The following is a 13,860-nucleotide window of genomic DNA, read 5'->3' on the forward strand; positions in this document are numbered from 1 at the left end:
ATGAGAGGCCTAAGTTGTTGATTTGTAATGAATAAATTTATGTCTTATATAAGACATAAGATTGAATATATGTCTTATATAAGACATAGAATTCATCCATGGGCACCAGAATTGCAAGACAAACGGTGCGCAGCCAATCAACCAACCTAGGAGTGTTCTCATGACGCAAAACCTCAACTCGCAACTGAGCCGCGAACAACAAATCGCCGCCCTGGAAAAAGACTGGGCGACCAACCCCCGCTGGAAGGGCGTGAAGCGCGGCTACTCCGCTGCCGACGTGGTGCGCCTGCGTGGTTCGCTGTCCATCGAGCACACCTTGGCCAAGCGCGGTGCTGAGAAACTGTGGGAAAAGATCAACGGCGGCGCCAAGAAGGGTTACGTCAATGCGTTCGGCGCCATCTCCGCCGGCCAGGCCATGCAGCAAGCCAAGGCCGGCCTGGAAGCCGTGTACCTGTCGGGCTGGCAAGTCGCCGCTGACGGCAACACCTCGGAGACCATGTACCCCGACCAATCGCTGTACGCCTACGACTCCGTGCCCACCATGGTGCGTCGCATCAACAACACCTTCAAGCGCGCGGACGAAATCCAGTGGGGCCGTGGCATCAACCCCGGCGACAAGGAATTCATCGACTACTTCCTGCCTATCGTGGCCGATGCAGAAGCCGGTTTCGGCGGCGTGCTGAACGCGTTTGAACTGATGAAAAACATGATCCAAAGCGGTGCGGCTGGCGTTCACTTTGAAGACCAACTGGCTGCCGTGAAGAAGTGCGGCCACATGGGCGGCAAGGTGCTGGTTCCCACCCAAGAAGCCTGCGAAAAGCTGATCTCCGCACGTTTCGCCGCCGACGTGATGGGCGTGTCCACCATCGTGCTGGCCCGTACCGACGCAGAAGCTGCCAACCTGATCACGTCTGACCACGATGCCAACGACAAGCCTTTCCTGACCGGCGAGCGCACGCAAGAAGGCTTCTACCGCGTCAAGAACGGTCTGGAACAAGCCATTAGCCGCGGCGTGGCCTACGCCCCCTACGCCGACCTGGTGTGGTGCGAAACCGGCGTGCCTGATATCGGCTTTGCCCGTGAATTCGCGCAAGCCGTGCACGCCGCCTGCCCCGGCAAACTGCTGTCCTACAACTGCTCGCCTTCCTTCAACTGGAAGAAGAACCTCAACGACAGCCAGATCGCGTCCTTCCAGGAAGACCTGTCCGCGCTGGGCTACAAGTACCAGTTCATCACGCTGGCCGGCATCCACATCAACTGGTTCAACACCTTCCAGTTCGCCCACGCGTACGCCAACGGCGAAGGCATGAAGCACTACGTGAACATGGTGCAAGAGCCCGAGTTCGCCGCACGTGACAAGGGCTACACCTTTGTGTCGCACCAGCAGGAAGTGGGCGCGGGTTACTTCGACGACGTGACTACTGTGATCCAGGGCGGCTCTTCCTCCGTGAAGGCGCTGACTGGTTCTACCGAAGAAGAGCAGTTCCACTAAGCTGCCAGCTTGCAGCATTGGGCCGGACTTTCGTGAGGGGAGTTCGGCCCTTTTTGCTGGGGCGCTTGACTGGGGTTAAAATCCACAGATCAACTTTGTATAAGAGCGAGAAAGGCAGTTTGGTTATGACACCGCGAACTACACCGGCGACATTCATCAGCGAATAAGGCCGTAGTCCGCGCGCCTTGTGCGCAAGCAGCTACCAAATTCATAGTAAAGCGCGGACCCTTCCGCGCTTTTTCTTTTTGCTCCCGACGCTTTGTTAGGCATACCATGATTCAAATTACGCTCCCTGACGGTTCCCAACGTGAATTTCCTGGTCCGGTTACTGTGGCCGAAGTTGCCGCCTCCATTGGCGCTGGCCTGGCCAAGGCTGCATTGGCCGGCAAAGTGGACGGTAAAGTGGTGGACACCAGTTTCCAGATGACAGCCAATAGCGCGCTGTCCATCATCACCGCCAAAGATGCGGATGGTCTGGAAGTCATTCGTCACTCGACAGCGCACTTGTTGGCCTATGCTGTCAAGGAGTTGTTCCCGGATGCGCAGGTGACCATCGGTCCCGTCATCGAACATGGTTTTTTCTACGATTTTTCGTACAAACGCCCGTTCACCCCGGAAGATCTGGCTGCCATCGAGAGGAAGATGGCGCAGCTGGCCGCGCTGGACGAACCCGTGGTGCGCCGCGTGTTGCCGCGTGACGAAGCGGTAGCCTATTTCAAGAGCTTGGGCGAACACTACAAAGCCGAGATCATCGGCAGCATCCCGAGCAACGAGGACGTTTCGCTGTACCGCGAAGGCAAGTTCGAAGACCTGTGCCGTGGCCCGCACGTGCCCAGCACCGGCAAGCTCAAGCACTTCAAGCTCATGAAGGTGGCCGGTGCCTACTGGCGCGGTGATCACAAAAACGAGATGCTGCAGCGCATCTACGGCACGGCTTGGGCCACCAAGGATGAGCTGCAGCAACATTTGACGATGCTGGAAGAGGCGGAGAAGCGCGACCACCGCAAGTTGGGCCGTGAGCTGGACCTGTTCCACATTGACGAGCATTCCCCTGGCACCGTGTTTTGGCACCCCAAGGGCTGGACGCTGTGGCAGGGCGTGGAGCAGTACATGCGCAAGGTCTACCAGGATAACGGTTATCTGGAGGTTAAAGGTCCGCAGATCATCGACAAGAGCCTGTGGGAAAAGACGGGCCACTGGGACAAATACCGCGAGAACATGTTCATCACGGAGTCGGAAAAGCGCGATTACGCGCTGAAGCCGATGAACTGCCCCGGCCACATCCTGATCTACAAGCACGGCATCAAGAGCTATCGCGACTTGCCACTGCGCTTCGGCGAGTTCGGTGCCTGCCACCGCAACGAGCCCTCGGGCGGCCTGCACGGCATCATGCGCGTGCGTGCCTTTACGCAGGACGATGGTCACATCTTCTGTACCGAAGACCAGATTCAGTCCGAAGTGGTGGCGTTCACGACGCTGCTACAAAAGGTCTACAAGGATTTCGGCTTTACCAACATCATCTACAAGCTCTCCACGCGCCCGGAAAAGCGTATCGGTAGCGAAGAGAGTTGGGATCGCGCCGAGAACGCGCTGGCGGAAGGCCTGCGTGCGTCCGGTTGTGACTTTGAGTACCTGCCGGGCGAGGGCGCGTTCTACGGTCCGAAGATCGAATACACGCTCAAAGATGCGCTGGGTCGCCCCTGGCAGTGCGGCACCATTCAGGTGGACCCCAACTTGCCTGAGCGTCTGGATGCCGAATTTGTGGGAGAGGATGGCGCACGCCACCGCCCCATCATGTTGCACCGGGCCATCGTTGGCAGCTTGGAGCGCTTCATCGGAATCCTGATTGAGGAGAGTGCCGGGGCCTTGCCTGCGTGGCTGGCGCCGGTGCAGGTGGCGGTGCTCAATATCACCGATGCTCAGGCGGAATATGCCAAGTCCGTGGCTAAAACGCTGCAAAATCAAGGGCTTAGGGTCAATTTAGACCTGCGCAATGAGAAAATAACCTATAAAATACGGGAGCATTCGATGCAAAAGCTGCCGTATTTGGTCGTCATTGGCGACAAAGAGATGGCAGCAGGCGCTGTTGCAGTGCGCGCCCGGGGTGGTCAAGACCTCGGTGCAATGTCTCTTGATGCCTTTGTCCAAAGAATCACCAGTGACATTGCCAACAAATCAGCGGCTTGAGGTTCACCCCAAGAAAACCCGGTTTGATGACGCCCGCTGTGCAGCAACCGCTACAGTTTGTGTAGCAAAAATTGTGAGGTATTGAGCCATCGCTACTGAATTTCGTGATCGTCGTCAGCGTGAAGAACGCAAGCACCGCCTGAACCGGGAAATCATGGCCCCTGAGGTACGCCTCTCTGGCCCCGATAACGAGCCGCTTGGTGTCGTGAGCCTGATGGAAGCCCTGCGCATGGCAGGTGAGCTGGATGTGGACTTGGTTGAAATTGCAGCCACCGCCAACCCGCCCGTGTGCCGGTTGATGGATTACGGCAAGTTCAAATACCAGGAGCAGAAAAAGGCGGCGGAAGCGAAAGCCAAGCAGACGGTTATTGAGATTAAGGAAATCAAGTTCCGTCCGGGTACTGATGACGGCGACTACAACATCAAGATGCGCAATATCCGCCGCTTCTTGGCCGATGGCGACAAGTGCAAGATCACTTTGCGTTTTCGGGGTCGCGAAATCACCCACCAGGAAATTGGTCTGGCGATGTTGCAGCGCATGCGCGACGAGCTGGGCGACACCATCATCGTGGAGCAGTTCCCGAAGCTGGAAGGTCGCCAGATGATCATGATGATTGCCCCCGGCCGTAAAAAGCCCGGTGGCTCTCCCAAGCCTGCAGCAGAAGCTGCAGCGTAAATACCACTGGCAGGTCTGGTCACCTGCCGGTAGTGCGCCAGAGGTCTTAGACCCATGGCATATGCGGTGCATCGCAAGGTGCATGGCACAAGTGGCTCGGGGCCAACAAGGCTGGAAGTCGTTTTCCAGACGCCTCACGAGCACAAATGAAAAAGGAGCATGAACATGCCCAAAATGAAGACCAAGAGCGCGGCGAAGAAACGCTTCCGCGTCCGTCCAGGTGGCACCGTCAAGCGCGGTCAAGCCTTCAAACGTCACATCTTGACCAAGAAGACCACCAAAAATAAACGCCACCTGCGCGGCTCCACTGGAGTTCATGAGACCAACATGGGTCACATGGCACAGATGCTGCCCGGTCGTGGTATTTAATTAACGACGAACAAGGAGTAATCACATGCCTCGCGTCAAACGTGGTGTAACGGCTCGCGCCCGCCATAAAAAAGTTCTGGCCCTTGCAAAAGGTTTCCGTGGTCGCCGCGGTAATGTCTTCCGGATTGCCAAACAGGCGGTCATGAAGGCTGGGCAATATGCCTACCGCGACCGTCGTACCAAGAAGCGTGTCTTCCGTCAGTTGTGGATCGCGCGTATCAACGCTGCGGCCCGCCAATGCGGTCTGACATACAGCCAGTTTGCCAATGGTCTGAAGAAAGCGAACATCGAGATCGACCGTAAGGTTCTGTCCGATATCGCTATCCATGACATGGCTGCTTTTGCTGGGATCGTGGAACAAGTGAAAGCCAAACTGGCTGCTTGAGTTCGCGGCTGAATGCTACTGATTTTGTAGCGTTCTGCGCACCAGAAACAAGGGCTAGCGCTTGAAAAAGCACTAGCCCTTTTTCTTGAAATGGCCAAAACCATTTCCAATGACATACACAGTCACACCCAAATTTATGACCGAGTTGAACGCCATCGTTGACACCGCCAAAGCGGCTTTTTCCCAAGCCGTGACGCCCGCTGATCTGGAAAACGCCAAGGCCCTGTTTTTGGGCAAGTCCGGTCGCATGACCGAGCTGATGAAAGGCATGGCTGCACTTAGCGTGGAAGAGAAGAAGTCAACCGGTGCCGCGATCAACTTGGCCAAACAGGCCATTGAGGCAGCCTTGACTGAGCGCCGCCAGGCGCTGGCTGATGCCGAACTGCAACAGCAACTGCAGGCGGAGGCACTGGACGTCACCCTCCCAGGACGCCAGCGCGGGCAGGGTGGTTTGCACCCAGTTTCGCTGACCCTAGAGCGTATTGAAGCTATTTTTGGCTCCATGGGCTTTGATGTCGCGCAGGGCCCCGAAATTGAATCCGACTGGTTCAACTTCACCGCCCTCAACACGCCAGAAGATCACCCCGCGCGCTCCATGCACGACACCTTCTATGTGGAAGGTGGCTCGGAGACTGCGCCCAACCTGCTGCGCACCCACACCAGCCCCATGCAGATTCGCTACGCGGTGCAGCACGTCAAGGCGCACCGCGCTGCTGCAGGTGCCTCTGCAAAGGGATTGTTCTCCGGCGACATGCCCGAGATCCGCGTGATCGCCCCCGGTCGTACCTACCGGGTGGACAGCGATGCCACGCATTCGCCCATGTTCCACCAGTGCGAAGGCCTGTGGGTGGGCGAGAACGTGAGTTTCAAAGACCTGAAGTTCGTGTTCACCGATTTCTGTCGCACCTTCTTTGAGTCGGACGATTTGGTGCTCCGCTTTCGCCCCAGCTTCTTCCCTTTCACTGAGCCCAGCGCCGAGATCGACATCCAATTCCAGACAGGCCCTTTGGCTGGCCGTTGGCTGGAAGTAGCCGGCTCCGGCCAGGTGCACCCCAACGTGATCCGCAACATGGGCTTGGACCCCGAGAAATACATCGGCTTCGCCTTTGGCATGGGCCCGGACCGCTTGACCATGCTGCGCTATGGCGTGAATGATTTGCGCTTATTTTTTGACGGTGATGTCCGTTTCCTGTCGCAATTCCAGTAAGTCGACCAGCACGCCTCACCTGTCCACCGCCCCAATTTCTCGTCTGACCGACCATGCAATTTTCCGAATCCTGGCTGCGCACTTTCTGCAACCCGTCCATTTCCACCGCCGAGCTGGCCGAAACGCTCACCATGGCAGGTCTGGAAGTGGAAGAACTTAAGCCTGTTGCCCCGCCGTTCACCAAGATCGTAGTAGGGGAGATCAAAGAGGCTGAGCAGCATCCCAATGCCGACCGATTGCGTGTCTGCAAGGTCGACGTGGGCCAGCCTGAACTTCTCAACATCGTTTGCGGTGCTCCTAATGCCCGCGTCGGCATCCGCATTCCCTGTGCGCTCGTGGGCGCAGAGTTGCCTCCCGGCGAAGACGGAAAACCGTTCCTTATCAAAGTCGGCAAGTTGCGTGGTATAGAAAGCCAGGGCATGCTGTGCTCTGCGCGCGAGCTAAAGCTGTCTGAAGACCATGGAGGCCTGCTGGAACTGCCGCTGGATGCGCCTCTGGGCCAGGACATCCGCAAATACATGGATCTGGATGACACCCTGTTCACCCTCAAGCTCACGCCCAACTTGGCGCACTGCTTGAGCGTTTACGGTGTCGCGCGCGAGGTGGCAGCACTGACGGGTGCACCCTTGATCACTGCACCTATCGCCCCCGTAGCTGTGACGAATACCGACAAAGTCGCGGTGACAATCAGCGCACCTGACCTGTGTGGCCGTTTTTCTGGCCGGGTGGTGCGCAACGTGAATACCCAAGCCAAAACACCACAGTGGATGGTGGACCGCCTGGCCCGTTGCGGCCAGCGCAGCGTGAGCCCGTTGGTAGACATCTCCAACTATGTGATGTTTGAGCTGGGCCGTCCCTCGCATATTTTTGATCTGGACAAGATCCATGGTGGTCTGGACGTGCGTTGGGGCAAGCCTGGCGAGCAGCTGAAGCTGCTCAATGGCAATACCGTCACTGTAGATGACAAAGTAGGGGTGATTGCCGACGATTCCCAGGTCGAGTCGCTGGCCGGCATCATGGGCGGCGATGCCACTGCCGTTTCTGATGACACACAACATATTTATGTAGAAGCTGCCTTCTGGTGGCCCAAGTCGATTGCCGGTCGCTCGCGCCGCTTCAACTTTTCCACCGACGCTGGCCACCGCTTCGAGCGTGGTGTGGATCCAGAATTGACCGTTGCGCACATCGAGCGCATTACCCAGCTGATCATCGATATCTGCGGCACCCCCGCTACGACCTGCGGCCCCGTCGACGACCAAACGGCCAATGTGCCAGCCCCTCCACCCGTGACATTGCGTGTAGCACGCGCAGTCAAGGTCATTGGCATGCCGCTGAGCCAAGCCCAGTGTGCGGATGCGCTCAAACGTTTGGGATTGTCTGTCACCGAAGGCGAGGGCACGGTGACCGTGGCGCCGCCGTCGTACCGTTTTGACCTGCAGATCGAGGAAGATCTGATCGAGGAAGTGGCCCGCATGGTGGGCTATAACAACCTGCCGCACACGCCTCCGTTGGCCCCCATCACGGCCAAGATCCGTGCGGAAGCGCAGCGCAGCCCGTTTGCTGTGCGCCGCGCGCTGGCGGCCCTGGGATACCAGGAAACCATCAACTTCAGCTTTGTGGAGGAGCGCTGGGAGCACGAGCTGGCGGGCAACCCCAACCCCATCAAGCTGCTGAACCCGATTGCCAGCCAGATGAGCGTGATGCGTTCCTCGCTGATCGGCTCCTTGGTGCAGGTGCTGCGGTTTAATGCGGCCCGCAAGGCGCCGCGCGTACGTGTGTTCGAATTGGGCCGCGTTTTCCTACGCGATGCTTCCGTAAAAAGCACGGACGCGACTGTGGAAGGTTTCGACCAACCCATGCGCATCGCAGGCTTGGTTGGTGGCAGTGCTGATGTGCTGCAGTGGGGGCGCAAAGAGCAGGGCGTGGATTTCTTTGATGCCAAGGGTGACGTGGAAGCCCTGCTGGCACCCTTGAAAGCCGAGTTTGCGCCTGGTACGCACCCTGCCATGCACCCTGGCCGCTGCGCTCAGGTGGTGCTGGATGGCAAGGTGATTGGCCATGTGGGCGAGTTGCACCCCAAGTGGCGCCAGTCCTACGAGTTGGCGAATGCCCCCGTAGTGTTTGAGCTGGCCTTGGACGCCGTGCTGGCGCGCCCAGTGCCCGAGTTCACGCCAGTGGCCAAGTACCAGGCGGTTCAGCGCGACATCGCTGTTGTAGTGGCAGATAGCGTGACACATGCCGCGCTGATGGCTGCTGTGTGGGCAGCGCCCACCGCTGGGCTGCTGCGCGATGCACAGCTGTTTGACGTGTACCGCCCCAAACTGGCCAAGGACGCTGTGGCAACCGAAGGAGCCACTGACCGCAGCTTGGCCGTGCGTCTGACCCTCAACAGTGACGAGGCCACTCTGACTGAAGAGCAAATTGAGGCCACAGTGAAGGCCGTGGTGGACCAACTGGTTGCTGCGGTTGCTGCCCGCCAGCGCGTTTGACCTGACCCATCCCCAGAAAAGGTTCTAGCCACCATGGATTTTTCTGTTGAAAGCCTGGAAACGCCGGCATTGACCAAAGCGCAGTTAGCCGACATGCTGTTTGAGCAAATTGGACTGAACAAGCGCGAGTCCAAGGACATGATCGACTCGTTTTTTGACTTGATTGCAGCCAGTCTGGTGGATGGAACCGACGTGAAGATTTCCGGGTTTGGCAACTTCCAGATCCGCACCAAGGCGCCTCGGCCTGGTCGTAACCCGCGTACTGGTGAGGCAATTCCTATTCAGGCACGCCGCGTGGTCACCTTCCATGCCAGCCACAAACTCAAAGAACAAATCCAGGACGAAGGCAAAACGGATAGCGCCGTTTAGCAACACCGGAACGCCATCTGGCGGCTCTCCGCGAAATGGTCTTTGCATACGGACAAAACTTAGAGTAACCTCTGCGCTTTGCCTCGTACAGCATTGATTTAAATGGAGAAAACTCTCCCTCCCATTCCCGCCAAACGCTATTTCACCATCGGTGAAGTGGGCGATTTGTGCGGCGTCAAACCCCACGTGCTACGGTATTGGGAGCAGGAGTTCACGCAACTGCGCCCTATGAAGCGCCGTGGCAACCGCCGCTACTACCAGCACCACGAGGTGCTGATGATTCGTCGGATTCGTGATTTGCTGTACGACCAAGGTTTCACCATCAGTGGTGCGCGCAACAAGATGCAGGAGTTGCTCCAGAGCGAGCGTGACAAGAAGCGCAACGGCGAGGTGATGTTGGATGGTTTGGAAGTCGTTGAAGTTGACGATATGGACTTGGATGACTTTGAAGACAGCCAGTTGGCGGATGCCACTGGGCTGCCTGTGATGGAGTTGGTCCAACTCAAGCGTGAATTGTTCGAGATTCGCGAACTTCTTGCCGAAGCAGCCTGAAAGCGCCCTAAACAGAGGTTATAATTTGAGGCTCGATCGGTGTGTGGCGCAGCCTGGTAGCGCACTTGCATGGGGTGCAAGGGGTCGAAGGTTCGAATCCTTTCACACCGACCATTAGATATGTCAAAAGCCTTCAAGCAGCAATGCTTGAAGGCTTTTTTCATCAGGGTCTCGTGTGTGCGTGGCTGCGATTGGTGTGCCGACGGATTCTTGCTCCCCATGGGTCCCCTGTTTGACACCCGTAGCCCGCCAGCCCGGGCCAGCGTCAGACCAATGCAAGCACTGTCACAAACAGCGCTTTGACCACCGCCCAGGTCAACACCACCAGCAGGCCAGTTTTCCATTTCACGCGTGAAATGTTCAGTGTGTTCTCCGCCAGCGTGAATACCGTTGCGGCAACCAGCCCGAACGCGAGGCCCAAGACCACGCGAACCACGAGGCGTTGCCACAATCCCTCCACGCCATCGTCCACTGGTTGGAAAATGCTGACCACCACGCCAAACACCATCCAACGCGCCAAATAGCCCCACCACCGAGTCCAGAGGCCTCGGCCGACCTGGGGCCACGGAGGAGGAGACAGTTCAGACTTGTCCATCGCCGGGCTCCTGGTAAAAACAACGTGCACAGGCCTGTTGGTAGCGCTCGTTGCCGCCAATCTCGACCTGCTCTCCCTCGCGCACGCGCTGGCCTTGGGCATCGATGCGGATATTCATGGTGGCCTTGCGGCCGCAGGCGCAGATGGTCTTGATTTCTTCGATATCGTCCGCCAGGGTCAGCAGGAACGCAGCGCCCGGAAAAGGATTGCCTTGGAAGTCGGAGCGCAGGCCGAAGCAGATGGTCGGAATGTCTGCAGTGTGTGCGATTTGGTGCAGCTGTCGCACTTGGGCGGGCGTCAAGAATTGTGACTCGTCGATCAATACGCAGGCCAGTTGTGTCTGCGCGGCCAATAGCTGCAGGAAGTCGGTGTGGGCATCAAACACGCTGGCCGCACGCTGGATACCCAGTCGGGATGCGATGCTGCCGTGGCCACTGCGGTCATCAATGCCCGCCGTAAAAAGTTGTACTTTCTGACCTTGTTCCTCGTAGTTGTACGCAATTTGGAGCAGCGAGGTGGATTTGCCGGCATTCATTGCCGAGTAGCGGAAGAACAGTTTGGCCATGGAGGGCAGACGCGCAATACGTGACTAGGGACTACGGATTTCAATGGGGGGCCGGTGCGCCACGCGCCGGTGTCAAGTGCAGCGCGCGCGATACCCAAGGGACAAACAGTGCTACAAATGCGCCGCTCACCACCCCCTTGCAGGCGGACCATAGTGTAGGGTCCCATTGCAGCTGCAGGCCCAGGATCTTGAGCAGTTTTTGCTCGCCCCAAAACAGCAAGGCCCCCAACAAGGTGGCGGCAATTGCACGCATGGCGCCCGCCGGCGCTGCAAATTGCATGTGACGGCGGTCCCAGTGCAGGCAGGCGGTGGCCGTGGCGAGCCAAGCGGCCAGCATCGGCACATAGTCAGGGGGCTGAGCGCCCGGCCAGCTGGCCAGGGCCAAGCCCGCAACCCCCACAATGGCCGCCAACTGCCAAACCAAGGAACGTTGCAGCGGATTGGGTTGGCGCTGCGCCCATGCAAACACCAGCAGGCTGGCGCCACCCAACACGGCACCCGCCAGCACATCTTCCAGATCATGCACGCCTAGGTACATGCGGCTGAACATCACGCCCAGTGCAATCCCGCTGCACATCCACCAGGCCCATACGCGGCGCACCTCCCAGGCCAACCATATCCACAGCGCCACGGCCATTTGGGCATGCCCACTGGGCAGGCCGTAACTAGCGCCCACCAAGTCATCCAGGCGAATCTCTAGCGGCGGGCGCGGGTCCTGGAACAGGTCTTTGGCATAGGCGTTGAGCAGGGCATTGGCGGCCACCACCACCAGCAGCCGGAAGAAGCGCTCCTTGTTCCACACCCAGTAGCCAATCGACATGAAGAACATCAGGAAGGTGGCATAACCCAGCCATGAAAACGCCATCGCCAGCTGGATGCCGGCTGCCGAGCGTAGCGGTAGCACCCACTGCAAATCATGCAGAATGTTCATTCATTTGCTCCTGTTTTTGTAGCTATTTGCGCAGTATTTATAAGGGCTATAGGCCGTTTTTGTCCTCAAACAAGGCTTGGGCGTTGTGGGCAACCTGCAGGGTGTCGTAGTAGGCATAGGCCCCCACGCCGACCGCGCCCAGCAGCGGCACAAAGCGCGTTACGCCTTTACGCAGCGCAGCGCCTGCCAAAACCATCCCCAGTTTCTGCGCCAACACTTGCAGTACCTTTTGCGTGGTGGGGCGTACCACGACCCGCTCGCCCATGCGCACGGCCAGGTCGCGGAACAGCTGGGCCGAGATTTGTTTGAACAGGCAGTAGAGCAAATGCTCGCGCCGCAGTTGGTGGTGCTGGCCATACACTGCCGCAATGTCGGCCACCATCTGGGCCTGCAGCCTCCACACGGCGATCATCTCGGGCAACACAGTAACCCAGCCCAGCACCCCTGGCGGCAGCGAGAGTGAACCCGCCAGCAGGCTGGCCTTGCGTGCAGCGGCGCGCGCGATGGCCTGCACCCGCGCACCAGGGTTTGTCTGCGCGGCTTCATCACTGGCTGGGACTTGCACCACCAAGTCCAACAGGGCGTCGGTGATTTGGGTGCGCAAATGGGCGGGAACTTGGGTCATGACGACAACCCCGGCAGATGGAACACCGCACGCTCACGCCCCAGCGGCGGCGCCAGCCGCTTGAGGAGTAAACGGTAGGTGTCTAGGTCAAAAGCCAGCACCTGCTGGCGACTCTGTTGCACATCCGCCAGACTCACTTCATCGTGCACGGTGGCCACATGGCACCAGCGGTCAAAGACATGGATGTCAGTGCGCCCGGAAGCTGCGTGGTGCTCACGCACGCCCACGCGCCCCGGGTGCGGCCAGGCTTGCAGGCGATGCTGTGCCATGGCCATTTCCAGGCGCACGCGGTGCAGGGCGGCAGGCTCGTGGCCTGCACACACGCCTTTGCATCTGCCGATTTGGTGGGCAAAACAGGCGCCTTTGCCCGACTCCAGCCCAAGCGCTTGGGGGCAGAGCTGGTGGGTATCGGCCAGCAGGCGCAGGGCGTCCATGGCTTGCCGTTTGGAGCGGTAGGTGCCGTAGAGTTGGCCCATGGCGGTGGCGTCCACGTCGTCCATGCGCACCAGTTGCACCAGCGGGCGGGCGTCGGCTTGCGCGTGCAGCATCCAGGCGCTGAGTTGGCGTTCTTTGCGCAGTTGGCGGTTGTGCAGAGGCTGCAGCTCTTTGACCAGGCGCGACTCCAGCAACAGTGCTCCCAATTCACCGGCAGTTTCGCGCCACTCAACCCGGCGGATTTCTTGCAGGATGCGCATCTCGCGTGCGACTTTGGAGGCACTCTGGAAATGCGACAACACGCGGGTGCGCATGTTCACGCTCTTCCCTACGTAGAGCGGAATGCTCCCTTCGCCGTAGAACAAGTACACCCCAGGCGTATCGGGGATGTCCTCCATCGGTGTTTCCAGCAGGGGCGGCAAGCTTGCGCTGCCTTGCAGCAAGGTCTTGGCTTCGCGCTGCAGCACCTCGGCACCAAGTTCTGCCTGCGCCAACTGCAGCCACTGCAGCACTACCTCCACATCGCCCATGGCGCGGTGGCGCGCCAGTGTGTGCAGGCCGTGGCGCTGCATGATGGCGTCCAGCCCATGGCCCTTGTGCTGTGGGTACAGTTTGCGCGACAGGCGCACGGTGCACAGGGTTTTGATCTTGAGCGGCTTTTCCAGTCGGGCCAGTTCGTTCACCACAAAACCGTGGTCAAACCGTACGTTGTGGGCCACGAAGACCGCCCCGTCCAACAGCTCCAGCAGGCGGGGCGCCACCTGGGCGAAGGTGGGGGCATCCTCCACCATGGCGTCGGTGATGCCGGTCAGGCTCTGAATGAAGGGCGGGATGGATACGCCAGGGTTGACCAGCGTGCTCCAGCGCGCCACCTCCACGCCGTTTTCCACACGCACGGCCGCAATTTCGGTGATGCGGTCATGCACCGCGCTGCCCCCGGTCGTCTCCAGGTCCAGCATGACAAAGCAAGGCAACATGGTCCG

Annotated in this window: 14 protein-coding genes and 1 tRNA gene; 10 read left to right on the forward strand and 5 right to left on the reverse strand. The window is 59.0% G+C overall.

The annotated features are described in order from the left end of the window. The first annotated feature begins 160 nt into the window (after positions 1 to 160). From aceA to CHU94_RS13230, 10 genes are all read left to right on the forward strand, one after another. Positions 161 to 1,492, forward strand: a complete 1,332-nt coding sequence (gene aceA / locus CHU94_RS13185; RefSeq protein ID WP_094480543.1) for an isocitrate lyase — start codon at positions 161 to 163, stop codon at positions 1,490 to 1,492. A 273-nt stretch (positions 1,493 to 1,765) separates the two neighbouring features. Beyond that, positions 1,766 to 3,679 carry a threonine--tRNA ligase gene (gene thrS / locus CHU94_RS13190; RefSeq protein ID WP_094480545.1) on the forward strand — a complete coding sequence of 638 codons (1,914 nt, stop codon included), beginning with the start codon at positions 1,766 to 1,768 and terminating at the stop codon, positions 3,677 to 3,679. Positions 3,680 to 3,767: 88 nt separating this feature from the next. Then, positions 3,768 to 4,355, forward strand: coding sequence for a translation initiation factor IF-3 (infC, locus tag CHU94_RS13195; protein ID WP_094480547.1), 588 nt, complete (start codon positions 3,768 to 3,770; stop codon positions 4,353 to 4,355). A gap of 165 nt (positions 4,356 to 4,520) precedes the next feature. Then, complete coding sequence (gene rpmI / locus CHU94_RS13200; protein WP_094481090.1) at positions 4,521 to 4,724, forward strand: 50S ribosomal protein L35; 204 nt, start codon at positions 4,521 to 4,523, stop codon at positions 4,722 to 4,724. Between the two features lie 25 nt (positions 4,725 to 4,749). After that, positions 4,750 to 5,109: a 50S ribosomal protein L20 gene (rplT, locus tag CHU94_RS13205; protein ID WP_094480549.1), complete on the forward strand. Its 360-nt coding sequence runs from the start codon at positions 4,750 to 4,752 to the stop codon at positions 5,107 to 5,109. Positions 5,110 to 5,245: 136 nt separating this feature from the next. After that, the gene (gene pheS, locus CHU94_RS13210; protein WP_094480551.1) at positions 5,246 to 6,316 is read left to right on the forward strand and encodes a phenylalanine--tRNA ligase subunit alpha; all 1,071 of its coding nucleotides are present in this window, start codon (positions 5,246 to 5,248) and stop codon (positions 6,314 to 6,316) included. Positions 6,317 to 6,369: 53 nt separating this feature from the next. Continuing rightward, on the forward strand, positions 6,370 to 8,805 hold the full coding sequence (pheT, locus tag CHU94_RS13215) for a phenylalanine--tRNA ligase subunit beta (protein WP_094480553.1): 2,436 nt from the start codon (positions 6,370 to 6,372) through the stop codon (positions 8,803 to 8,805). Between the two features lie 33 nt (positions 8,806 to 8,838). Next, on the forward strand, positions 8,839 to 9,174 hold the full coding sequence (locus CHU94_RS13220; RefSeq protein WP_094480555.1) for an integration host factor subunit alpha: 336 nt from the start codon (positions 8,839 to 8,841) through the stop codon (positions 9,172 to 9,174). Positions 9,175 to 9,276: 102 nt separating this feature from the next. Further along, positions 9,277 to 9,726: a MerR family transcriptional regulator gene (locus CHU94_RS13225; RefSeq protein WP_094480557.1), complete on the forward strand. Its 450-nt coding sequence runs from the start codon at positions 9,277 to 9,279 to the stop codon at positions 9,724 to 9,726. 37 nt (positions 9,727 to 9,763) lie between these two features. Then, positions 9,764 to 9,840 (forward strand) — tRNA-Pro (locus CHU94_RS13230). A gap of 151 nt (positions 9,841 to 9,991) precedes the next feature. On the opposite strand, the gene CHU94_RS13235 is transcribed toward CHU94_RS13230, so the two are convergent. The 5 genes from CHU94_RS13235 to CHU94_RS13255 are packed head-to-tail and all read right to left on the reverse strand — an operon-like array spanning position 9,992 to position 13,854. After that, positions 9,992 to 10,321 (reverse strand): hypothetical protein, encoded by a 330-nt coding sequence (locus tag CHU94_RS13235; protein ID WP_141211459.1) that lies wholly within the window; start codon positions 10,319 to 10,321, stop codon positions 9,992 to 9,994. Then, positions 10,308 to 10,886, reverse strand: coding sequence for a thymidine kinase (locus tag CHU94_RS13240; protein ID WP_094480561.1), 579 nt, complete (start codon positions 10,884 to 10,886; stop codon positions 10,308 to 10,310). The genes CHU94_RS13235 and CHU94_RS13240 overlap by 14 nt, the downstream gene beginning before the upstream one ends. Before the next feature lie 40 nt (positions 10,887 to 10,926). After that, positions 10,927 to 11,817 (reverse strand): phosphatase PAP2 family protein, encoded by an 891-nt coding sequence (locus CHU94_RS13245; RefSeq protein ID WP_094480563.1) that lies wholly within the window; start codon positions 11,815 to 11,817, stop codon positions 10,927 to 10,929. Between the two features lie 46 nt (positions 11,818 to 11,863). Continuing rightward, positions 11,864 to 12,442, reverse strand: a complete 579-nt coding sequence (locus CHU94_RS13250) for a hypothetical protein (RefSeq protein ID WP_094480565.1) — start codon at positions 12,440 to 12,442, stop codon at positions 11,864 to 11,866. Next, on the reverse strand, positions 12,439 to 13,854 hold the full coding sequence (locus tag CHU94_RS13255; RefSeq protein WP_094480567.1) for an exonuclease domain-containing protein: 1,416 nt from the start codon (positions 13,852 to 13,854) through the stop codon (positions 12,439 to 12,441). Before CHU94_RS13255 ends, CHU94_RS13250 begins: the two co-directional genes overlap by 4 nt. Positions 13,855 to 13,860 lie beyond the last annotated feature (6 nt).

The sequence above is a fragment of the Rhodoferax sp. TH121 genome (assembly GCF_002251855.1).
GTDB lineage: Bacteria > Pseudomonadota > Gammaproteobacteria > Burkholderiales > Burkholderiaceae_C > Allorhodoferax.